The organism is Streptomyces albidus (ex Kaewkla and Franco 2022), assembly GCF_013870515.1.
Taxonomy (GTDB): Bacteria; Actinomycetota; Actinomycetes; order Streptomycetales; family Streptomycetaceae; genus Streptomyces; species Streptomyces albidus.
The window spans coordinates 1-22,582 of record NZ_JACBXA010000052.1; the positions used below are offsets into that span (position 1 = coordinate 1).

16 protein-coding genes are annotated in these 22,582 nt (G+C 70.3%); 5 read left to right on the forward strand and 11 right to left on the reverse strand.

Translation table 11 applies throughout. The features are described 5' to 3' along the window. The 5 genes from H5J26_RS11320 to H5J26_RS11340 form a co-directional block, all read right to left on the reverse strand. Positions 1-1,767, reverse strand: a 1,767-nt coding sequence (locus tag H5J26_RS11320; RefSeq protein ID WP_181765665.1) for a GMC oxidoreductase, incomplete at its 3' end; no start/stop codon positions are given. A 96-nt stretch (positions 1,768-1,863) separates the two neighbouring features. Then, complete coding sequence (locus tag H5J26_RS11325; protein WP_181765666.1) at positions 1,864-3,507, reverse strand: succinic semialdehyde dehydrogenase; 1,644 nt, start codon at positions 3,505-3,507, stop codon at positions 1,864-1,866. A gap of 173 nt (positions 3,508-3,680) precedes the next feature. Beyond that, positions 3,681-6,548, reverse strand: coding sequence for a serine/threonine protein kinase (locus H5J26_RS11330; RefSeq protein ID WP_181765667.1), 2,868 nt, complete (start codon positions 6,546-6,548; stop codon positions 3,681-3,683). Positions 6,549-6,788: 240 nt separating this feature from the next. After that, complete coding sequence (locus H5J26_RS11335; RefSeq protein ID WP_181765668.1) at positions 6,789-8,795, reverse strand: serine/threonine-protein kinase; 2,007 nt, start codon at positions 8,793-8,795, stop codon at positions 6,789-6,791. 124 nt (positions 8,796-8,919) lie between these two features. Next, positions 8,920-10,626 carry a glycerol-3-phosphate dehydrogenase/oxidase gene (locus H5J26_RS11340; RefSeq protein ID WP_181765669.1) on the reverse strand — a complete coding sequence of 569 codons (1,707 nt, stop codon included), beginning with the start codon at positions 10,624-10,626 and terminating at the stop codon, positions 8,920-8,922. A 282-nt stretch (positions 10,627-10,908) separates the two neighbouring features. On the opposite strand from H5J26_RS11340, the gene H5J26_RS11345 reads away from it, so the two are divergent. Next, positions 10,909-12,171, forward strand: coding sequence for a nucleotide sugar dehydrogenase (locus tag H5J26_RS11345; protein ID WP_181765670.1), 1,263 nt, complete (start codon positions 10,909-10,911; stop codon positions 12,169-12,171). A gap of 31 nt (positions 12,172-12,202) precedes the next feature. On the opposite strand, the gene H5J26_RS11350 is transcribed toward H5J26_RS11345, so the two are convergent. From H5J26_RS11350 to H5J26_RS11365, 4 genes are all read right to left on the reverse strand, one after another. Continuing rightward, complete coding sequence (locus tag H5J26_RS11350) at positions 12,203-13,318, reverse strand: GuaB3 family IMP dehydrogenase-related protein (protein WP_181765671.1); 1,116 nt, start codon at positions 13,316-13,318, stop codon at positions 12,203-12,205. Positions 13,319-13,405: 87 nt separating this feature from the next. Beyond that, positions 13,406-14,923, reverse strand: a complete 1,518-nt coding sequence (guaB, locus tag H5J26_RS11355) for an IMP dehydrogenase (RefSeq protein WP_181765672.1) — start codon at positions 14,921-14,923, stop codon at positions 13,406-13,408. Between the two features lie 54 nt (positions 14,924-14,977). Next, positions 14,978-15,562 (reverse strand): sigma-70 family RNA polymerase sigma factor, encoded by a 585-nt coding sequence (locus tag H5J26_RS11360; RefSeq protein ID WP_303647140.1) that lies wholly within the window; start codon positions 15,560-15,562, stop codon positions 14,978-14,980. A gap of 274 nt (positions 15,563-15,836) precedes the next feature. Further along, positions 15,837-16,448, reverse strand: coding sequence for a response regulator transcription factor (locus H5J26_RS11365; RefSeq protein ID WP_003948568.1), 612 nt, complete (start codon positions 16,446-16,448; stop codon positions 15,837-15,839). Positions 16,449-16,818: 370 nt separating this feature from the next. Between H5J26_RS11365 and H5J26_RS11370 the strand changes: the two genes are divergently transcribed. The 3 genes from H5J26_RS11370 to H5J26_RS11380 all read left to right on the forward strand — a co-directional run bounded on the left by H5J26_RS11370 (position 16,819) and on the right by H5J26_RS11380 (position 18,812). Continuing rightward, positions 16,819-17,130 (forward strand): WhiB family transcriptional regulator, encoded by a 312-nt coding sequence (locus H5J26_RS11370; RefSeq protein WP_181765674.1) that lies wholly within the window; start codon positions 16,819-16,821, stop codon positions 17,128-17,130. A 226-nt stretch (positions 17,131-17,356) separates the two neighbouring features. Continuing rightward, on the forward strand, positions 17,357-18,016 hold the full coding sequence (locus tag H5J26_RS11375) for an MOSC domain-containing protein (protein WP_181765675.1): 660 nt from the start codon (positions 17,357-17,359) through the stop codon (positions 18,014-18,016). Positions 18,017-18,038: 22 nt separating this feature from the next. Then, positions 18,039-18,812, forward strand: a complete 774-nt coding sequence (locus H5J26_RS11380) for an SDR family NAD(P)-dependent oxidoreductase (protein WP_181765676.1) — start codon at positions 18,039-18,041, stop codon at positions 18,810-18,812. Positions 18,813-18,940: 128 nt separating this feature from the next. On the opposite strand, the gene groL is transcribed toward H5J26_RS11380, so the two are convergent. Next, positions 18,941-20,569, reverse strand: coding sequence for a chaperonin GroEL (gene groL, locus H5J26_RS11385; protein WP_181765677.1), 1,629 nt, complete (start codon positions 20,567-20,569; stop codon positions 18,941-18,943). 111 nt (positions 20,570-20,680) lie between these two features. After that, positions 20,681-20,989, reverse strand: coding sequence for a co-chaperone GroES (gene groES / locus H5J26_RS11390; protein ID WP_028431119.1), 309 nt, complete (start codon positions 20,987-20,989; stop codon positions 20,681-20,683). Positions 20,990-21,258: 269 nt separating this feature from the next. Here groES and H5J26_RS11395 point away from each other — a divergent pair, with 269 nt between their 5' ends. Further along, a complete protein-coding gene (locus tag H5J26_RS11395) occupies positions 21,259-22,527 on the forward strand; it encodes a THUMP-like domain-containing protein (protein WP_309237870.1) in 1,269 nt (422 codons plus the stop codon). The last annotated feature ends 55 nt before the right edge of the window (positions 22,528-22,582 follow it).

The following is a 22,582-nucleotide window of genomic DNA, read 5'->3' on the forward strand; positions in this document are numbered from 1 at the left end:
CACGCGCAGCGCCCCGAACGCGCTCTCCGGAACGGCCGGTTCGCGCGGCGCCACAGGCTTCAGGCGCACGTACTCGGATCCCTGCTCCGGACGCGCGTCCTCCTCGCCCTTGTTCGGCCACAGCGACATCGCCCGTTCGGCCTGTGCCGTGATGGTGAGCGCCGGGTTGACGCCGAGGTTGGCCGAGACGGCGGAACCGTCCACCACCGAGATGCCCGGGTGCCCGTACAGCCGGTGATAGGGGTCGATGACGCCGCTGTCCGCGTCGGCGCCGATGGGGCACCCGCCGAGGAAGTGCGCGGTGAGCGGAGTGCCCATCACCTCACCGATGTTGGCGCCCGCGAAGCCGTTGATCTCGTCCGCGAGGTGCTGCGCGGCCTCCGCACCCTCGGGGATGTAGGCGGGGTTGGGCGCACCGTGCCCCTGTCGCGCAGTGAGCAGCCCCTTCCCGAGACCCTTCGATTTCCGGTACGTGGTCAGGGAGTTGTCGTGCGTCTGCATCACCAGGCCGATGATGATCCGCTCGGACCACTTGCGCCCCGACAACGACCGCAGGAAGAGGTTCGGGTGCCGCAGGCAGGTGAGCACGTGGCCGAGGGCCTTCGGCAGCTTGGTGTCGTGGTTCACCTGGATCGTGGTCAGGGCGCTCATCGCGTTCGAGCCGCGGCCGTAGCGCACCGGCTCGATGTGCGTGTGCTCGTCCGGGTGGATGGAGGAGGTGATGGCCACGCCGCGGGTGAAGTCGAGCTTCCTGCCGTCCTTCCACTTCTTGCGGTAGCGCCGCTCGATGGTCTGAGCGCCCACCAGCGCCTCGGAGTTGGTACGGGTCAGCTCACCGAGCCGGTCGGACAGGCGCGGCAGTGTGCCGGTGTCGCGCATCCGGTGAAGGAGTGTCTGCGTGCCGTACGTACCGGCCGCGACGACGACCTTGCGGGCCCGCATCACCTTGGCGGGGCCCTTCTTCTTGTTCGTGGCCACACAGGTGACGGTGAAGCCCTCGCCGTCGGGCAGTTCCGCGACCTCACGCACGGACGTCATCGGGTGCACGACCGCGCCGGCCTTCTCCGCGAGGTAGAGGTAGTTCTCGTTCAGCGTGTTCTTCGCGCCGTGACGGCATCCGGTCATGCACTCGCCGCACTCGGCGCAGGCCTTGCGCGACGGCCCCGCACCGCCGAAGTAGGGGTCGGCCACCTCGCCTCCCGGCTTGGCGGTGGCCTTTCCGTCGGCGTCCTGCCCGTCGCCGAAGAAGACCCCGACGGGCGCCATGTGGAAGGTGTCGCCCACGCCCATCCGCTCGGCGGTCGTCTTCAGATGCTCGTCGGACGGTGTCATCGTCGGGTTGAGCCGCACACCGAGCATCCGCTGCGCCTGGTCGTAGAAGGGCTTCAACTCCTGCTGCCAGTCGGTGATGTGGCCCCACTGGCGGTCCTGGAAGAAGGCAGGCGGCGGCACGTAGAGGGTGTTGGCGTAGTTCAGCGAACCACCGCCGACCCCGGCGCCGGCCAGGATCATGACGTTGCTGAGCAGATGGATCCGCTGGATTCCGTACAGGCCCAGCGAGGGTGCCCATATGTAGTTCTTGGTGTCCCAGGAGTTCTTCGGCAGGGACTCCCTTGTGAAGCGGCGGCCCGCTTCCATCACTCCGACGCGGTAGCCCTTCTCGGTCAGCCGCAGCGCGGTGACGGAGCCGCCGAAGCCGGAACCGATGACGATCACGTCGTAGTCGTACGAATCGCCCTCGTGCTGGGCGGAGTTCTCCTCGGACACGGTGGGCCTCCGGTGCGAGTGTTGCGGCTCGGGTCGTTGGGTGCGGTGCGGCGACGGTGTTCTCGGACGGTGGATGGACGGGCGGGCCGCTCCGCGTCAGCGGAAGCGCAGAGCCTTCAGCGCCTTGAGCGAGACGCTCATGAAGGCGGCGTACTTCTCGTCGTTCATGCCGAACGAGGGCGCCATCGGCATCACCCGCTGGTGTGCGACGGTCTGCGGCTCGGTGTACTTGAGGATGCCCTCGCTGCCGTGGCGCCTTCCGAGCCCGGATTCGCCCATGCCGCCCATCGGGGACTGCACGCTGCCGTACGCGGCGGCATAGCCCTCGTTGACGTTCACGGTTCCGGTGCGCAGCCGTGCCGCAAGTTCGCGTGCACGGCGTCCGTTGCCGCCCCAGACGCTTGAATTCAGGCCGTAGGAAGTGGAGTTGGCGAGCTCGACCGCCTCGTCGTCGTCCTTGAAGCGGTAGACGGAGACGACGGGTCCGAAGGTCTCCTCCGAGCACACGGCCATGGGCGCCTCGACTCCGTCGAGGATCGTCGGTTCGTGGAAGAGCGGGCCGATGTCCGGCCGTGCCCGTCCGCCGGCGAGCACCTTCGCGCCCTTGGCGACGGCCTCCGAGACGTGCCGGGTGACGGTCTCGAGCTGCTGGTCCGAGACCAGCGAGCCCATGTCCGCACCGAAGGCCAGCCCGGCTCCGAGCTTCATCTCCTTCGTACGGGCGACGAAGCGCTCGGTGAAGGCGTCGGCGACCGACTCGTGCACGTAGAGGCGCTCGATCGAGATGCACAGCTGGCCGGCGGAGGAGAAGCAGCCGCGGACGGCTCCGGCGGCGGCCTTGTCCAGGTCGGCGTCCGGCAGCACGATCATGGCGTTCTTGCCGCCCAGCTCCAGCGAGCAGCCGACCAGCCGGGCGGCCGCCTGCTGTGCGACGCCGCGTCCTGTCCTGGTGGAGCCGGTGAAGGAGACGTAGTCACCACGCTCGACGACGGCGGGGCCGACGACGGGGCCGTCACCGATGACGATCTGCCACACGTCCTGCGGGAGGCCGGCCTCGATGAGCAGCCGCCGGGCCCACAACGCCGACAGCGCGGTCTCGGTGTCCGGCTTCATCACGACGGCGTTGCCCGCGACGAACGCGGGGAGGGCGTCGCCGACGGAGAGTTCGAGGGGGTAGTTCCAGGGCGCGATCTGCCCGATGACACCGCGGGGGTGGCGCAGTTCGGTGACCTTGGTCAGGACGGGGATCGCGCCGGTGTGGCGCTTGGGACGCAGGTAGGCGGCGGCCCGGCGGCCGTAGTGGCGGGCGGCGACGGAGACCGCCTGCACCTCCTCGTGCGCATGCAGCCGGGTCTTGCCGGTCTCGAGCTGGATGAGGTCAAGGACCTCGTTCTGCCGCTTGAGCACCAGGTCGTGGAAGCGGAGCAGGACGGCGGCCCGTTCCCGTACGGGCTTCGCGGCCCATGACCGCTGGGCCTCGCGGGCGCGGTCGAAGGCGGTGGAGACGTCCTCGGGTGTGGCCTCGGGCAGATCCGCGAGCTTCTCGCCCGTGAAGGGCGTGTGACTCGACGTACGGCCGCTGCCGATCACCCCTTCGGTGAGGTGCGCGACGAGTTCAGCTGTGACCACGTCGGCTGCGGTGCGCACCCCCGCGGGAGCGGAGGCGACGGGGTTGCCCGTGCCCTCCGCGGCTGCGCCCTGTGTGTCTCGCGTGTCCTGCACGTCCTGCGTGTCCGTCATGCGGCTGAGACTACGACTGTGGAAACGCGCTGCATACCCGGCGGTAACCACTTTCACCGAATCTGCCAGTGAATGCTGGCGCGACGGTGCGTGCACCCACGGAAACCGTCCGAGACCAGACATGAAGCGGAGGAAGTCGCTCCAGAACGAGGGGCGCCCGCCCCTCGGCCGGGTCAGCTCCTGGTCGCCCGGTAGGTGTCGGCGACGGCCTCGAAGTGCCGGTCGATCTGCGCCTTGTTGGCCTTCGAACCCATCACCATCAGCACGTGGTAACGCCCGTCGAGGATCATCGCTCGGTTCCGCACGTACACGTCGCGTCCGCCGTCACGCCAGCTGAAGGTGCCTTCGGCCATGGCCGTCTCACCCACATCGATGCGGCGCAGCCCGGAGGTGGAGGCCCAGTCGGATGCGCGGTACGCCGCAAGCTCCGGCTCGTCGTCGCTCTGATAGGCCATGGGGTCCTGGCCGTACTTCTTCGTACTGTCACGGCCGTTGACGACGACCATCTCGACCTCGCCGCCGTTGTAGCGCACTTGGCCCCGGCCCGTCGTCGAGCGGCGGTCCCACGCCTCGGGCACGGCGACCTGGAACCCGGCGGGATCGTGGCTGAGCTTGTACCCCTCGGAGACCTTGCCTCCGGGCGCCGGGTCCTTCGGCTTCTCGTTGCCGCCCTCGCCCTTGCCGCCGGTCTTGCCCTGGTCCTTGCCGTCGTCACCGGGCTGGGGCGGCCTGTTCTCGCCGCCGACGGAACCCCGCTGCTGGTTCGAGGAGCCGTCCGTATCGCCCCGGGGCATGAACCACATCGCGTACAGCACCGCGGCTGTCAGGCCCAGTAACACCAGCCCTATGAGCAGCCGGCCCAGACTCCGCGGGCTGCCCTGCCGCTGCTTACCCGCCCTTGGAGCCTTCGGAGACTTGGGAGGCTTGGGAGGCTTCGGCGTGTGCTGGCGCTCGGGCCTCTCCCCCCTGGGGTGCTCCGCCCTCGGCGGCTCCTTCGGTCTCTGCCGCTTGTGCCGCTGGCCTCCGGCGGAGGCGGTGCGCCGCTCGGCCGCCGCCGCACGCCGCTGCGCCCGCCGTCTGCGGACGAGCTCTCCCCGCCTGCGCAGTATCGGCAACCGTCGCGGGTCCGAGGGGCCGCCCGACTCCAGGGAGGGAGCGAAGACCGTGTGCCACCCCACGTCCGGCTCCGGAGCCGACCGGACCAGCGACCGCAGCCAGCCACGCAGCTCCTCGAAGTCGGGGCGCTCCGTGGGGTCCTGGCGCATCAGCGACTCGACGACAGGGCGCAGCGGGCCGCAGTCCTCCGCGAAGGCGGGCGGCTCGGCGCACACCATCTGCACCAGCTCGGCCACGTCCTCCTCGGGGTACGGGGCGTGGCCCTGTACGGCGCGGAAGAGGAGCGCGCCCAGCGCCCACAGGTCGGCGGAAGGTCCGACGGGCGGTGCCAGCCGCCAGTTCTCGTACACGGGACCGGCCTGCTCGGGTGCCCATCGCTCGCTCACCGCGCCGACGACGGTCATCCGCGCCTGCCGGGCCCGTTCGGCTTCCAGCGCGGTGGTGGGACCGCGGAAGTGCTCCGGGCCGCCGGGATCCGCCGAGGCTTCACCGCCCCAGGGCATGTCGTCCGGGTCCTGGGCGGAGGCGTCCTCCTCGACATACGGATCGAAGTCGTCCGGCCCGTCCGCGTCGTCTTCGAAGACGCCCTCCTCCTCGGGCCGGACGTCGGGCTCGGAGGTGCGCCAAGACGCCTTGACGGGAAGGCTGTTGGGCGGCCGCGACCCTGGCAGGTCGGTCGGGCTGACCTCGTCCTCCCCGGACGGCAGCCAGCGCACGGAGTCGTCGGGGGCGGAGAACTCGCCGCCTGGGGACGCCTGACCGGGAGCGGTCGTCCACCAGTCGCCCTGGGAACGCTGCCCGCCGCCCTGGGAGGGCGCCGCTCCGCCGCGCTCGCCGCCCGCGGAACCGTCCTGCTGATCCGCCCTCATTCGGGCCGTCGCACGCCGGGCACCCGCCTGATAGGCCGCGACCGCTCCGCTGCGCGGACCGCGAGCGCCCGTCTCGTAGCCGTGCCGCACGGGTGAACTCGGAGTCTCGGCGGGCCCGTTGTCGGGACTCAGCCCCTGGAGGCCGAAGATGCCGCGCGGTCTGTCGCCGCCGTCACGCCGTCCCGGTACGCCTGTCGTGTCGGCCTGCGCGCCCGTGGGGCCGGACGGATCGCTGCCGTACGGCTCGGGCGCCCCGGCCGGCTCGTCGTCGTACCGGGCGTCGAAGCCCGCCGGCAACGCGCTGCCCGTCCATGTCGCCGGAGTACTCCCGTGCGGACGTCGCGCCGCTTCGCCTTCACCGGGCCGCGCTGCTTCACCGCCGCCTCCCGGCCGCGGTTCGCCCGGGATGCCGCCGCTGGGCGGCAGCGGCACCGGACCGGCGTCGGGAAGCGGGCTGTACCCGCACAGCGCCTCCTGGGCCGCGCCCACCGCCAGCCCCGTCAGCAGAGCGCGTCCGTCGTCGCAGACGAGGACCGTGTGGGAAGTGACGTTCCGGTGCGTCCAGCCGTGAGCGTGCACCGCGCGCAGCGCGGTCAGCAGGTCCGCGGCGATCTCGGCGGCCCTGTGGGCTGTCAGCGTCTGGTCGGCGAGGAGCGTCGCGAGCGGTGTCGCGGGCAGCAACTCGCTGACCACCCACAGCCCGTCACCCTCGACGAAGACGTCGAAGACCTGGTCGAGTCGCGGATGGTCCGGGATGCTCGCCGCGGCGACCGCCGCTTCGACGGCACGCCGCACAGCCGGGTCCGCAGGCCTGCGCGTGGCCCGTCCGACCGACCCCCTGAAGCGTCCGCCACGGGCCGCGCCTCCGGGATCTCCGTCGTCGAGGACCTCGGCCTCGACGACCTCCGGCAACGGCACCTGCCGTACGAGCACTTCCTGCCCGCTGGCCGTGTCGTAGGCGACGGACTCCGTCAAGTAGTACGACTCGGCGGGAGGTTGGGGCAGGCGGTAGCGATCGGCGAGCAGCCGTCCCGCCACTCCCGCGTAGTCGTCCACGACGCCTCCCCACAGCGTGCGAGACCGCCAATTCCACACCGCATCCGCATCTTTGCGGACGCATACCGGTCTGCGGCATTCACGATACGTGCCAGAGCTGTCCGGCGCCGCCGGACCGGGAACTCCCTCCGGCTCCGCCGGGGGCTGCCCCGCGCGGCGAAGCCGAAAGGGCTTCACGGGCCACCGGGCCGATGCCGCCTCTTCCCCAACGTCCCCCGTAACGCGGGCGTGGAACCGCTGTCAGTCGAGCGGCTTGAAGGTCTTGAAGGCGGTCTGGCGCAAGGTCTTGCACTCCTTGTCGTCCCAGGCGTCGGCCGCGCACGTGATCATGATCGCGTAGCCGCGTGAACCGTCCACCTTGAAGCCGCGGTTGAGCACGCGGACCTTACGGCCGTCCTCCTCGCGCTCGAACTGCCAGTCGGCGACAGTCGGGTAGCCCCGCCAGCTCACCTTCTTTATCCCGATCAGGTGGTAGCCGTTGCTGCTGCCCCGTACGACGGGTTCCAGCTTCCGCCATCCGGCCGCCGCGTTCGCCAGCGGGTCGGCGCTGTAGTCCACCTGGAGCTTGGGGAGGCCGCCTCCCGAGTACTTGGCGCCCGAGTTCCGTCCGGCGGTACCCGTGCGCTTGAAGCCCTCGGGCATCGCCATGCTGAAGTGGAAGCCGTCGTCGGTGACTTGGGTGTAGCCGTCGGGCAGCGACGCGCCTTCCTCGTCCTTTCCGCCGTCGCCTTCGTCCTCAGGCTCGCTGGGCTCCGCCGAAGCCCCCGGCTTCTCGTCGTCGCCGTCCTTCTCATCGTCCTTCTTGCCGGCCGGGGCGTCCTTCTCCTTGCTGCCTTCACCGGCGCCGGCGCCCGAAGTCGCGCTGCTCTTCCCGCCGTTGCCGCCTTCGTTCCCCGCCGTGTTGACGAGGTAGACCGCGAGCAGCGCCAGTACGGCGACGAGTGCCGCCGCGATGGCCAGCGACCGGCGGGAGAACCGCCCGACGAGCACCGAGAAGGTCGTCGACGCGCCCGACCCGCCGCCGCCCGGGGTGACCGAGCCCGTCCTGTCGCCGGCCCCCGACTCGGCGGGTGATGTGGCGGACGCCTTCTCCGGCGACTTCTCGCCTGCAGCGCCGGCAGCGAGAGCTGCCCCCGCTGCGACGGCCGGCTTCTTGGAAGCAGCCGGTGCGGCAGGGGACTTGGCGGTCTGCTTCCTGCCGCGCCGTGAGCGGGGCTCGGCAGCCGGGGCCGCGCCACCCGCTTCGCTCTTCGTCTTCGCGTCATCCGAACCCGAAGCCGGGTCCGCACCGGAGTCGGAGTCCGGCCCCGTGGCCGGCGCGGCCTGCTCGTCCGCGTCCGCACCGCTGTCGCCGTCGGGCTTCACCGGGAGCACCGCGGTCGAATCGCCCCGCGCCGAAGCGGGAGCGGAGGCCGCGCTGTCCGAGCCCGAAGCGACGGGCTTCAGCAGCGCCCGCGCGCCGTCCACGTCGAGTCGCTTGTCCGGGTCCTTCACGAGCAGCCCGAAGATGACTTCGCTCAGCTCGCCGGCCTGCTTCGGCGACGGCACGGGCTCCGTCATCACGGCCGTCAGAGTCGATATGGCCGAGCCCTTGTCGTAGGGAGGGTGGCCCTCGACCGCCGCGTAGAGCAGCGCGCCCAGCGACCACAGGTCGGCGGGCGGGCCCGGCGGCTTGCCCCGCGCACGCTCGGGCGAGATGTAGGACGGGGCACCCACCAGCATGCCCGTCGACGTCACGGACGGGTCGCCCTCGACCTTGGCGATGCCGAAGTCGGTGAGCACGACGCGGTTGGTCACGTCCTCCAACAGGACGTTGGACGGCTTCACATCGCGGTGCAGCACGCCCTCACGGTGCGCCGCTCGCAGCACGTCGAGCACGGCCAGCCCGACCTCCGCCGCGCGCTGAGGCGTCAGCGGCCCCTCCTTGCGGATGTGGTCGGCCAGCGAACCGCCCTCGACCAACTCCATGACGATCCACGGCCGGTCGTCCTCGTCGACCACGTCGAAGACCGTCACCGCGCTGCCGCTGCGGATGCGGGCGATGGCCTTCGCCTCGCGCAACGTACGGGTGATGAGGCGCTGCTTCTCGTCCTCCTCGACGCTGGAGGGGAATCGGAGCTCCTTCACAGCGACCGAGCGGCCGAGGATCTCGTCCTCGCCGCGCCACACGGTCCCCATGCCGCCACGCCCGAGGACCTCCCCGAGCCGATAGCGCCCTCCTACCAGCCGACCCGTGTCCTCGCTCATGAATCCCCTTGTGTCCCCTCTGCGATGGGCCCACCCCAGCCCAACTCCCATTGTGAACTATCGCCCTGACACTCCGGATACGGGGGCTGGAGAGCTGTGGCACGCCTTCCCACGCACTACGGGCCTACACGGGGGCGATGTCCGGAGCACCCAGCCGCGCCGCGTCCGCCGTCAGATCGTCGGGCTGACGCTGCGACTCGCGTTCGGCCTCCACGCGCTTCTCGTAGTGCTCGACCTCCCGGTCGATCTGGTCGGCACCCCAGCCCAGCACCTTCGCCATCAACTCGGCGCACTCGCGCGCGCTGCGCGTACCGCGGTCGAAGGTCTCGATGGAGATGCGCGTACGCCGCGTGAGCACGTCGTCGATGTGACGTGCGCCCTCGTGCGTGCAGGCGTAGACGACCTCCGCCTTCAGATAGTCGTCGGCCGCCGGCAGCGGCTCGCCCAACTTGGGGTCTTCGGCGATGAGTTCGAGCAGCTCCTCGGTCAACGTCCCGTAGCGGTTGAGCAGATGCTCGACCCGCGCCACGTGCAGACCGGTCCTGGCAGCGAGGCGGGCGCGTCCGTTCCACAGCGCGTGGTAGCCCTCGGCCCCGACCAGCGGCACCTCCTCGGTGACACACTCGGCGACCCGGACGTCCAGCCCGTGAACCGCCTCGTCCACGGCGTCCTTCGCCATCACGCGGTACGTCGTGTACTTGCCGCCCGCGACGACGACCATGCCGGGCACGGGGTGGGCGACGGTGTGTTCCCGCGAGAGCTTGCTCGTCGCCTCCGACTCCCCGGCCAGCAGCGGCCGCAGCCCGGCGTACACGCCTTCCACGTCGTTGCGCGTGAGCGGCACCGCCAGCACCGAGTTGACGTGGTCCAGGAGGTAGTCGATGTCCGCGCTGGAGGCGGCCGGGTGCCGCTTGTCCAGGTCCCAGCCGGTGTCGGTGGTGCCGATGATCCAGTGCCGTCCCCACGGGATGACGAACAGCACGCTCTTCTCGGTACGCAGGATCAGCCCGCTCGAGGAGTGGATGCGGTCCTTGGGGACGACGAGGTGGATGCCCTTGGACGCGCGTACGTGGAACTGCCCCCGCTCCGCGATCAGCTTCTGGGTGTCGTCGGTCCACACGCCGCTCGCGTTGACGACCTGCCGCGCGCGCACCTCGTACTCACCGCCCTGCTCCAGGTCCCGCACGCGGGCGCCCACCACGCGCTCGCCCTCGCGCAGGAAGCCCACGACGCGGGCCCGGTTGGCGGTGTGCGCGCCGTACGCGGCGGCGGTGCGCACCACGGTCGCCACGTAGCGGGCGTCGTCCATCTGCGCGTCGTAGTACTGCAAGGCTCCGACGAGCGCGTCCTTCTTCAACGCGGGGGCCACGCGCAGCGCGTTTCGCCGTGAGAGGTGACGGTGCCGCGGAAGTCCGCGACCGTGCCCGGAGGAGAGGGACATGGCGTCGTACATCGCCACACCCGATCCCGCGTACAGCCGCTCCCAGCCCTTGTGCTGCAACGGGTAGAGGAACGGTACGGGCTTGACCAGGTGCGGCGCGATCCGCTGGAGCAGCAGTCCGCGTTCCTTGAGCGCCTCACGTACGAGGGCGAAGTCCAGCATCTCCAGGTAGCGGAGCCCGCCGTGGATCAGCTTGCTCGACCGGCTGGACGTCCCCGAGGCCCAGTCGTTGGCCTCGACGATGCCGGTGGACAACCCGCGGGTGGCAGCGTCAAGGGCCGTTCCCGCACCGACGATCCCGCCGCCGACGACCAGAACGTCCAGTTCGCGTTCGGACATCTGCGCCAGCGCCTGCGCACGCTGCTCCGGTCCCAGTGTCGCCGTCCTCACCGCTGCCTCCCGTGTGGTCGTGCGTCGTGCGTCCGTGGTGATGCCAGAACTTCATCAGTGTTCCCCCGCCGATGGTCCTCCAATTCCATGACTTCGGCTGCGTCGAAGGCGCCGCTCAGCGGGTAATCCCAGATATCCGTCATATTGCCGATTAACTTGCTATAGCGCTGCGCAGCTCTCGTCAGCGCCGCTCACAGCGATCGTCCGGGACCGCTCTCCCGGACGTCACACACGGGCCTCCCCGAGCGAGCGAGGAGAACGAGGGGAAGGATGTCTGTCGCAATGCCCGCAGATCTCGCCGTCCTGGGACTGGGCCATTCGGGTCTTCCTGTGGCACAGGCTGCCGTCGCCGCCGGCATCAGCACCATCGGCTACGACCCGGACGAGCAGACGGTCGCCGACCTCAACGCGGGCCGGGCGCCCGCCGACGGCACGCTCAGCGCGGCTGAGCTTCGCCGCATGATCGCCCGCGGGTTCCGCGCCTCCACCGATCCGGCAGTCCTCAGCCGCGTCCGTACGGCCCTGATCTGCACGCCGACCTCGCTGGGGCCCGACCGGGCGCTGAATCTGACGGCGGTGCGCACTGCTGCTCACACGCTCGCCTCCCAGCTGCGTCCCCGCACGACGGTGGTACTCGAGTCCGCGGTGTACCCGGGAAGCACTGAGGAAACCCTCCGGCCGCTGCTGGAAGAGGGCTCAGGCCTGAAGGCCGGTCGTGATTTCCATCTCGCCTACTCCCCCGCCCGCAACGACCCCGGCAGCCGCGACTACGGATTCGCGAACACCCCCAAGGTCATCGGCGGCCTCACCCCCGCCTGCACGGAGGCGGCCGCCGCCTTCTACGGGCGCCTCGCCGACAAGGTCGTGCGTGCGCGCGGCCCGCGCGAGGCGGAGGCGGCGCAGCTTCTGGAGACCAACTTCCGCCAGGTCAACATCGCGTTGGTGAACGAGATGGCGGTCTTCTGCCACGACGTCGGCGTCGATCTGTGGGACGTCATCCGCTGCGCGGAGACCAAGCCGTTCGGATTCCAGGCCTTCCGGCCCGGCCCGGGCGTCGGCGGCCACAGCGTCTCCATCGACCCCAACTACATGGCGTACCGCAGCCGTTCACTCGGCTATCCGCTGCGTATGGTCGAGCTCGCCCAGGAGGTGAACGGCCGCATGCCGCGCTACGTCTCGCAGCGGGCGGCCGCGCTTCTCAACGAACACGGCAAGTCCGCCCGCGGCGCGCACGTACTGCTGCTGGGCGTCACCTACAAGCCGGACCTGCCCGACCAGGAGGGCGCGCCCGCCCGCGAAGTCGCCCTCCTGCTCAAGCAGTTGGGCGCGCGGCTCAGCTTCCACGACCCGTACGCCATGCAGTGGCAGGTCGCGGACCAGCCGGTGGCACGAGCCGATTCGCTCTTCGAGACGGCGGCGGAGGCGGATCTCACGGTGCTGCTGCAGCACCACAGCACGTACGACCTGCAAGGGCTGGCAGCGAAGGCGCAGTTGCTCTTCGACACCCGCGGAGCCAGCCCGGCGGGCGCCGCGCACAGGCTGTGAACCTACGCGCGCCCGCCCGGGCCACCACGTGTCAGCTGGAGCGCGCCACCGTGACCTCGACGCGCTGGAACTCCTTGAGGTCCGAGTAGCCCGTCGTCGCCATCGCGCGACGCAGCGCGCCGAAGAAGTTCATCGAACCATCAGGGGTGTGCGACGGGCCGAGCAGGATCTCCTCCGTCGTACCGACGGCGCCCAGGTCCATCCGCTTCCCGCGCGGCACGTCCTCGTGGATGGCCTCCATGCCCCAGTGGTGCCCGCGCCCGGGGGCATCGGTCGCCCGCGCCAGCGGTGAGCCCATCATCACGGCGTCCGCGCCGCAGGCGACGGCCTTGGGCAGGTCGCCGGACCAGCCGACGCCGCCGTCCGCGATGACGTGCACGTAGCGGCCGCCGGACTCGTCCAGGTAGTCGCGGCGTGCTGCCGCCACGTCCGCCACGGCGGTCGCCATCGGCACCTGGATGCCGAGGACGTTGCGCGTGGTGTGCGCGGCACCGCCGCCGAAGCCCACCAGCACACCGGCGGCACCGGTGCGCATCAGGTGCAGCGCCGCGGTGTAGGTGGCGCAGCCGCCCACGATCACGGGCACGTCCAGCTCGTAGATGAACTGCTTCAGGTTGAGCGGCTCAGCCGCTCCGGACACGTGCTCCGCGGAGACGGTCGTACCGCGGATGACGAACAGGTCCACACCGGCGTCGACGACGGCCTTGGAGAACTGCACCGTGCGCTGCGGGGAGAGCGCCGCGGCCGTCACCACACCCGCGGAGCGCACCTCCCTGATCCGCTCACCGATCAGCTCCTCCTTGATCGGCTCCGCGTAGATCTCCTGCATGCGGCGGTTGGCCGTGCGCTCGTCCAGCTCGGCGATCTCCGCGAGCAGCGGCTCCGGGTCCTCGTAACGCGTCCAGAGGCCCTCGAGGTTGAGGACACCGATGCCACCCAGCTCTCCGATGCGGATCGCGGTGCTCGGTGAGACGACCGAGTCCATCGGGGCGGCCATGAAGGGCAGTTCGAAGCGGTAGGCGTCGATCTGCCAGGCAATCGAGACCTCCTTGGGGTCACGCGTGCGGCGGCTGGGCACCACTGCGATGTCGTCGAACGCGTACGCCCGGCGTCCGCGCTTGCCGCGCCCGATTTCGATCTCAGTCACCTGTGAAGCCCTTCTCGCACTGCACTCCGGTCTGCCGCTCCAGTATCGCCGACCGGCCATGGCCGGCAGCAGGGTGGGTACGCGGGCTCACCGGCGCGAATAGTTCGGCGCCTCGGTCGTCATCTGCACGTCGTGCGGGTGGCTTTCCTTCAGCCCCGCCGACGTGATGCGCACGAACCGGCCGCGCGCCTTCATCTCCGGCACGCTGCGCCCGCCGACGTAGAACATCGACTGCCGCAGCCCGCCGACGAGTTGATGCACCACGGCACCCACGGGGCCCCGGTAGGGCACCTGGCCCTCGACGCCTTCGGGGATGAGCTTGTCGTCGCCGCTGACCTGCTCCTGGAAGTAACGGTCCTTGGAGTAGGACTTGTTCTCGCCGCGCGACTGCATCGCGCCCAACGACCCCATGCCCCGGTACGACTTGAACTGCTTGCCGTTGATGAAGAGCAGCTCGCCCGGCGACTCCTCGCAGCCGGCCAGCAGGCTGCCGAGCATGACCGTGTCGGCGCCCGCGACCAGGGCCTTGGCGATGTCGCCGCTGTACTGGAGGCCGCCGTCGCCGATGACCGGGATCCCGGCCTTCTTCGCCGCGAGGGACGCCTCGTAGATGGCCGTGACCTGCGGTACGCCGATGCCGGCGACCACACGCGTCGTACAGATGGAGCCCGGCCCGACACCGACCTTGATGCCGTCGACGCCCGCGTCGATCATCGTCTGCGCGCCCTCGCGGGTGGCGACGTTGCCGCCGACGACGTCGACCGCCGAGTTCGACTTGATCTTGGCGACCATGTCACCGACGAGCCGCGAGTGTCCGTGCGCCGTGTCGACCACGACGAAGTCGACCCCCGCCTCGATGAGCGCCTGCGCACGCTCGTACGCGTCACCCGCGACGCCGACCGCGGCGCCGACGACCAGCCGGCCCTCGCCGTCCTTGGCCGCGTTGGGATACTGCTCGGCCTTCACGAAGTCCTTGACGGTGATGAGCCCCTTGAGCACACCCGCGTCGTCCACCAGCGGAAGCTTCTCGATCTTGTGGCGGCGCAGCAGCTCCATCGCGTCGTTGCGCGAGATGCCGACCTTGCCGGTGACGAGCGGCATCGGCGTCATGACCTCGCGCACCTGGCGCTCGCGGTCGACCTCGAAGGCCATGTCGCGGTTGGTGACGATGCCGAGCAGCTTCCCCGAGGGGTCCGCGACCGGTACGCCGCTGATCCGGAACCGCCCGCACAGTGCGTCGGCGTCCTCCAGCGTCGCGTCCGGAAGGATCGTGATCGGGTCCGTGACCATGCCGGACTCGGAACGCTTGACCCGGTCGACCTGCGCGGCCTGGTCCTCGATCGACAGGTTCCGGTGCAGCACGCCGACGCCGCCCTGACGGGCCATGGCGATGGCCATCCGCGCCTCGGTGACCTTGTCCATGGCGGCGGAGAGCAGCGGCACGTTCACCTTGACGTTCCGGGAGATGTACGACGCGGTGTCGATGTCCCCCGGGGCCATGTCCGATTCGCCGGGCAGCAGAAGCACGTCGTCGTATGTCAGCCCGAGCATGGCGAACTTGGCGGGCACCCCGGCCTCGGATCCGACTCCGTCGTTGGCAGTCATGACACCTTTCCAATGCTTGCCCTGGCGTGAACGTCCATGCTAAACGGCACGGACCTACTGCTCCGCCAGTGCCCTCAGCCTGCTCAAGGCCCTGTGCTGGGCGACGCGGACGGCGCCCGGCGACATCCCGAGCATCTCCCCGGTCTCCTCGGCGGTGAGCCCGACGGCCACCCGCAGCAGCACCAGTTCGCGCTGGTGCTGGGGAAGATTCGCAAGCAGCTTCTTGGCCCACGCGGCGTCGCTGCTGAGCAGCGCGCGCTCCTCCGGGCCGAGGGAGTCGTCCGGCTGCTCGGGCATCTCGTCGGAGGGCACCGCCGTGCTGCCCGGCCCGCGCATGGCGGCCCGCTGCAGATCGGCCACCTTGTGCTGGGCGATGGCCACGACGAACGCCTCGAAGGGCTTGCCCGTGTCCCGGTAGCGCGGCAGCGCGCAGAGCACGGCGATGCAGACTTCCTGTGCCAGGTCGTCCACGAAGTGCCGTGCGTCGCCCGGCAGTCTGGTCAGGCGCCTCCGGCAGTACCGGAGGGCCAGAGGATGCACGTGTGCGAGAAGGTCGTGTGTCGCCTGCTCGTCGCCCTCCGCGGCGCGGCGGACCAGTGCACTCACGACCGCGGTGTCGTCGTGCCCGTCGTCGCGCATCGCTCCATGGTGCACCGACGCCCCGCGATCCGGCGCACCGCGCTCATAGTTGTGCACTGAAGCGTTATGAGCAGGGGCACTGGCCCTCATCTCGCGCGCCCTCCCCTCACGCCTGACCGGTCGGTCCCCGAGGAACTCCATACTCCAAGCATGCGGCACGCGCGAGATTCCTGAGCCGCACAAGTCGCCCCGCCCTCCCCCTGAGACCACCTTCACGTCACGGTGGCGCGGAAACTTCCCAGGCGGGAAGGGGCGGGCATATGGCGAACGTGAGTTATCGAACGAGTCCCCAGCGGAAGCCGAGCGCGACCGCGTGCGCGCGGTCCGAGGCGCCCAGCTTCTTGAACAGCCGCCGCGCGTGCGTCTTGACCGTGTCCTCGGAGAGGAACAGCTCGCGCCCGATCTCGGCATTGGAACGGCCGTGACTCATGCCCTCCAGCACCTGGATCTCACGGGCGGTGAGCGTGGGCGCCGCACCCATCTCGGCGGAGCGCAGCCGCCGCGGCGCGAGCCTCCACGTCGGGTCCGCCAGCGCCTGCGTGACGGTGGCCCGCAGTTCGGCGCGCGAGGCGTCCTTGTGCAGGTAACCGCGGGCGCCGGCGGCGACGGCGAGCGCCACCCCGTCCAGGTCCTCGGCCACCGTCAGCATGATGATGCGGGCGCCGGGATCGGCGGACAGCAGCCGCCGCACTGTCTCCACGCCGCCCAGGCCGGGCATGCGCACATCCATGAGGATGAGATCGGACCGGTCGGCACCCCAGCGGCGGAGGACTTCCTCGCCGTTGGCTGCCGTCGTCACGCGCTCGACGCCGGGCACGGTCGCGACCGCGCGGCGGAGCGCCTCTCGGGCAAGCGGGGAATCGTCACAGACGAGGACGGATGTCATGACCGCCCTCCGCAGCTGATGCGCGTCACCTTGAGCCTCCAGGCTGTTACGAATCGTCACCTGTGCGGTTGACAGCCTCGGACATCAGTGCCCGAGCCCATTCCGCCAACCGCCTCTCCGCACACTCAACGACGGTCACCCAAAAGAGTTACGGGTTTCGGCCACCGCCATCAGCACTCTACGTGATCACGCGTACACAGTTCACCCGCATCGCGCTGGAGGGTTTCCCCGAGTGGCGTCTTTTGCCTTTTGCCCTATTTAGCATGACTTGATCGGTCTTCTCGCTTTCTTTCGGCTAGGTTCGCAATGAGTCATATTTGTCTATGAATGGATGGAGCGAGCCTCAAGTACGCCGTCGAGAGGACACGCAATGGCAGACTTCTCCCGCCTTCCGGGCCCCAACGCGGACCTGTGGGACTGGCAGCTGCTGGCCGCCTGCCGCGGAGTGGACAGCTCCCTCTTCTTCCATCCCGAGGGCGAGCGCGGTGCGGCCCGCAGCGCGCGCGAGGCGTCCGCCAAGGAGGTCTGCATGCGATGCCCCGTCCGCTCCGAGTGCGCCGCTCACGCGCTGGCGGTGCGTGAGCCGTACGGAGTGTGGGGCGGCCTGACCGAGGACGAGCGTGAGGAGCTGATGGGCCGGGCCCGCAGCAGACTCGTGGCCGTACCCGACTCCCCGAACTGAGCAGAAACGTTCCATCCCGGGCCTTCGTCCCCCATGTGGCCCACACCCACCGGTCCTTCTTCGACCTTCGTCCCGCACACCGTGAGAGCGGCCCTCCCCTCCGCATCCCCGGTTCGGCCGCCGGCACGGCTGCAAGCCCCACGACCCCTTGAAGCCGAGTGCTCTTCGCATGCGCACGCCCCGAAACCCTTGGCCCACCCATGTCGCCCGCCCGTAGCCTGCCGCCATGAAGCTGCTCTCGGTCAATGTCGCAACCCCTCGCCGTGTCCCGTTCACCGACGCTCCGGGACAGCTCACCGGCATCGACAAGCGTCCCGTCGAGGGGCCCGTGGCGCTGGCGGCGCCGGGCCCGAGGGGGGTCGGAGCCAGCGGGCTCGCCGGTGACACCATCGGCGACCTGCGCCACCACGGCGGCGACGACCAGGCCGTGTACGCCTTCGCACGCGAGGACCTGGACGGCTGGGGCGGCGAGCTGGGGCGTGAGCTCGCCGGCGGTGCCTTCGGCGAGAACCTCACCACGCGTGGCCTGGACGTCAACGGCGCGCTGGTCGGGGAGCGTTGGCGCATCGGTCCCGACGTCGTGCTGGAAGTGAACTCCGCACGCATACCCTGCCGTACGTTCGCGGGCTGGCTCGACGAACGCGGCTGGGTCAAGCGCTTCGCGGAGAAGGCCGAGCCCGGGGCGTACCTGCGGGTGATCGAGCCCGGCGAGGTGCGGGGCGGGGACGAGATCCGCATCGAGCACCGCCCGGACCACGAGGTGACGGTGGGCTTCCTCTTCCGCGCGCTCACCCTCAGTCCCGAGTTGCTCCCGCGCATACTGGCCGCGGGTGACGCGCTGCATCCGGAGGCCCGCCGCACGGCTCTCCGGCGCACGGGCGGTTGACCCGCGCGGATAGCGTGCCCCCATGACGACTGCGTTGATTACGGGAGCCACGGCCGGAATAGGGGCGGCGTTCGCCCGGCGGCTCGCACGGGACGGCCACCACGTCGTACTGGTCGCCCGTGACGAGGAACGCCTGTGGCAGCAGGCGACGGAACTCCACGACCAGCACGGCGTGGAGGCGTCCGTCCTGCGCGCCGACCTCGCCACCGACGAGGGCATCTCAGCCGTCGAGTCCCGGCTCGAGGACCGCGACCACCCCGTGGATCTGCTGATCAACAATGCCGGTTTCGGCAACAAGGGCACGTTCCTGGACGTCCCCATGGCCGACGAACTCACCATGCTCAAGGTCCACTGCGAGGCGGTGCTGCGTCTGACGGCGGCGGGCACGAAGAGCATGCGCACCCGTGGCCGGGGCGGTGTCGTCAACGTCGCGTCGGTGGCGGCGTTCGTGCCGCGCGGCACGTACGGGGCGAGCAAGGCGTGGGTCGTCCAGTTCACGCAGGGAGCGGCGAAGGACCTGGCCGGGTCCGGGCTGCGGCTGATGGCCCTGTGCCCCGGCTTCGTACGGACGGAGTTCCACGAGCGGGCGGGCATGGACGCGGGCAACGTCCCCGGGTGGATGTGGCTGAACGCGGACGCCGTGGTCGACGCAGCCATGAAGGACCTGGCGCGCGGCAAGACGCTGTCGGTTCCGGACCCCCGCTACAAGGCGCTCATGGGCGCGGTGAACCTGCTGCCCCGCAGCCTTCTCTCGCGCGCCTCCTCCACGACGGGCCGGCGGTACGGCCCGCGCTGACGCCGGTGCGCGGACGCCCGGTCGCTCCCGGTCGCGCGTAAGAGCACGGCTGAGGCCCGGCACCCCCGAAGAAGGGGTGCCGGGCCTCAGTTCGTTCAGTCCCTGCCGTCGCGGCAGCGTGGAGCGGCTCAGTGCGAGTGGCCGTGTCCGTGGCCGTGGCTTCCGGACTCCTCCTCCTCGGCGGGCTTCTCCACGACCAGCGTCTCGGTCGTCAGGAGCAGCGACGCGATGGACGCGGCGTTCTCCAGCGCGGAGCGGGTGACCTTGACCGGGTCGATGACGCCGGCCTTGATCAGGTCGCCGTAGTCACCGGTAGCGGCGTTGAAGCCCTGGTGCTTGTCCAGCTCGGCGACCTTCGAGGTGATGACGTACCCCTCGAGGCCCGCGTTCTCGGCGATCCAGCGGAGCGGCTCGACCACGGCACGGCGCACGACGGCGACGCCGGTGGCCTCGTCGTCCTTCTTGCCGAGCGAGCCCTCCAGCACCTTCGCGGAGTGGACGAGCGCGGAGCCGCCACCGGAGACGATGCCCTCCTCGACCGCTGCGCGGGTCGCGGAGATGGCGTCCTCCAGGCGGTGCTTCTTCTCCTTCAGCTCCACCTCGGTCGCGGCACCCACGCGGATGACGCAGACGCCGCCGGCCAGCTTGGCCAGACGCTCCTGCAGCTTCTCGCGGTCCCAGTCGGAGTCCGTGGACTCGATCTCGGCCTTGATCTGGCCGACGCGCGCCTGGACGTCCTCGCTCTTGCCGGCACCGTCGACGATCGTCGTGTCGTCCTTGGTGACGGTGACGCGGCGGGCGCTGCCCAGCACGTCCAGACCGGCCTGGTCGAGCTTGAGGCCGACCTCCTCGGCGATGACGGTGGCGCCGGTGAGCGTCGCCATGTCGCCGAGCATCGCCTTGCGGCGGTCACCGAAGCCGGGCGCCTTGACGGAGACGGCGTTGAAGGTGCCGCGGATCTTGTTCACCACGAGGGTGGAGAGGGCCTCGCCCTCGACGTCCTCGGCGATGATCAGCAGCGGACGGGAGCCGCCGGCCTGCATGATCTTCTCCAGCAGCGGCAGCAGGTCCTGGATGGACGCGATCTTGCCCTGGTGGATCAGGATGTACGGGTCGTCGAGGACGGCCTCCATACGCTCCTGGTCGGTGACCATGTACGGCGACAGGTAGCCCTTGTCGAAGGCCATGCCCTCGGTGAAGTCGAGCTCCAGGCCGAAGGTCTGGGACTCCTCGACCGTGATGACGCCGTCCTTGCCGACCTTGTCCATCGCCTCGGCGATGAGCTCGCCGACCTGCTTGTCCTGGGCGGACAGGCCGGCGACGGAGGCGATGTCCTCCTTGGAGTCGATCGGCCGCGCGGAGGCGATCAGGTCGTCGGAGATGGCCTTGACCGCGGCGTCGATGCCCTTCTTCAGGGCGGCGGGGGAGGCGCCGGCGGCCACGTTGCGCAGGCCCTCGCGGACCAGCGCCTGGGCGAGCACGGTGGCGGTGGTGGTGCCGTCACCCGCGATGTCGTTGGTCTTGGTCGCCACCTCCTTCACCAGTTGCGCGCCGAGGTTCTCGTACGGGTCCTCGACCTCGACCTCACGGGCGATGGTGACGCCGTCGTTGGTGATGGTCGGGGCGCCGAACTTCTTGTCGATGACGACGTTGCGGCCCTTGGGGCCGATCGTCACCTTCACGGTGTCGGCCAGTTTGTCGACGCCACGCTCAAGGGCGCGGCGGGCGTCCTCGTCGAACTTCAGGATCTTCGCCATGGGAGCTGTTGGGTCCTCTCAAACGAACCGCACCCCGGCCCCCGGTGCATCGCGGATGTGATGCGGGAGGGACCGGGGCGCGGATCAGAAGTGTCTTCCGGCTTCGGTGACTTACTTCTCGACGATCGCGAGAACGTCGCGAGCCGAGAGGACGAGGTACTCCTCGCCGCTGTACTTCACTTCGGTGCCGCCGTACTTGCTGTAGAGCACGATGTCGCCGACGTTCACGTCGAGCGGCAGGCGGTCGCCATTCTCGAATCGGCCCGGGCCCACTGCCAGGACGGTGCCCTCCTGGGGCTTCTCCTTGGCTGTGTCCGGAATGACCAGGCCTGAGGCCGTGGTCTCTTCAGCGTCGAGCGGCTGGACCACAATGCGGTCCTCGAGCGGCTTGATGGCAACCTTGCTGGCGGTCGTCACGATCCGACCTCCCCCTTCGGAGATCTCATCACGGGGTCTTATGTCTGGGGTGGCGACCTGGTCGATCCGTCGTCGCGGGTGCCGGATCTTCCCGTCGCTTTGTCTGGCACTCGCCATGGGAGAGTGCCAGGGCCGACATTATGCCGCGGTTAGCACTCCGTCAACTAGAGTGCCAGTTCGCTGGAGCCGCGTCGCAGTCGGAACGCCCGCGACGGCGCCTCGGAGAGCCCCCGAAGTCACTTGCCCCGGCAGGGGGAAGAGAGAATGCCCGGGTGGATCGTGAGGCGTTCGCCGCGTTGCTGGGCGATGAAGGACAGGCGCTGCTGGGGTCGTTGGAGGGCTACGAGCCGGACCGTGAGCTGGCAGTGGCCACGCGGCTGCGCCGTGACCATCCGCCGCAGCTGGTCTCGGCGGCCCTGGCCCAGGCGCGGTTGCGGCAGCGGGCGGTGGCGAAGTTCGGTGCTGAGGACGCCGCGCGGATGTACTTCACTCCCGACGGGCTCGAGCAGTCGACCCGCGCGGGGGTCGCCGCGTACCGGGCGGGGCGCTTCGCCGGCACGTCCACCGCCTCCAACTCGTCCCATGCGTCCGGCACTTCGGGCGCGTCCGGAGAGCAGCACGACCCGGCTCGCGGGCTGGGCGTGCGGCGGCTGGCCGATCTGTGCTGCGGGATCGGCGGGGACGCGATCGCGCTGGCGCGGGCCGGAGTCGAGGTGCTGGCCGTGGACCGGGACCCTCTGACCTGCGACGTGGTGCGGGCGAACGCCGAGGCGTTGGGGCTCGCCGACCGCATCGAGGTCCGGTGCCAGGACGTCGGCGACGCCGATGTCTCCGGCTACGACGCGCTCTTCGTCGACCCCGCGCGCCGGGGCGGCAAGGGCCGGATCTTCGATCCCGAGGCCTACTCCCCGCCGCTCTCCTGGGCCGTCGAAGTGGCCCGCCGCGTCTCGCACGCAGCGCTGAAGGTGGCGCCCGGCATCCCGCACGAGGCCGTCCCGGAGGAAGCCGAGGCGGAGTGGATCTCGGACGGCGGCGACGTGAAGGAGGCGGTGCTCTGGTTCGGTACGGGGGACGGGAGTTCGCCGGAGAGTTCACTCGTACGAGCGACGCTGCTGCCGGGACCGCGCTCTCTCCTCTCCCGTCGGCTGCCCGATCCGCCCGCCGGGCCCGTCGGCGGCTACCTCTTCGAGCCCGACGGTGCCGTCGTACGCGCCCATCTGGTCGCCGAGGTGGCCGAGGAGTTGGACGGCCGGCTCATCGACCCGACCATCGCCTACGTGACCTGCGACGAGGCACGCCCCACCCCGTACGCCACCGGCTACGAGATCACCGACGTGCTGCCCTTCAATCTCAAGAGGCTGCGGGCACTGCTGCGCGAACGCCGCGTCGGCGTGGCCACGATCAAGAAGCGGGGATCCGCAGTGGAGCCGGCTGAGCTGAGGAAGAAGCTCAAGCTGGACGGGCCGAACTCCTGCACGGTCTTCCTGACCCGCGTCGCGGGCGCCCCGACGATGCTGCTGGGTCACCCGTTGCGCCCGTAGGCCCGGCGGCACGGTGCTCAGGCCATCGCACCCGCCATGCCCGTCGCGACCTGCC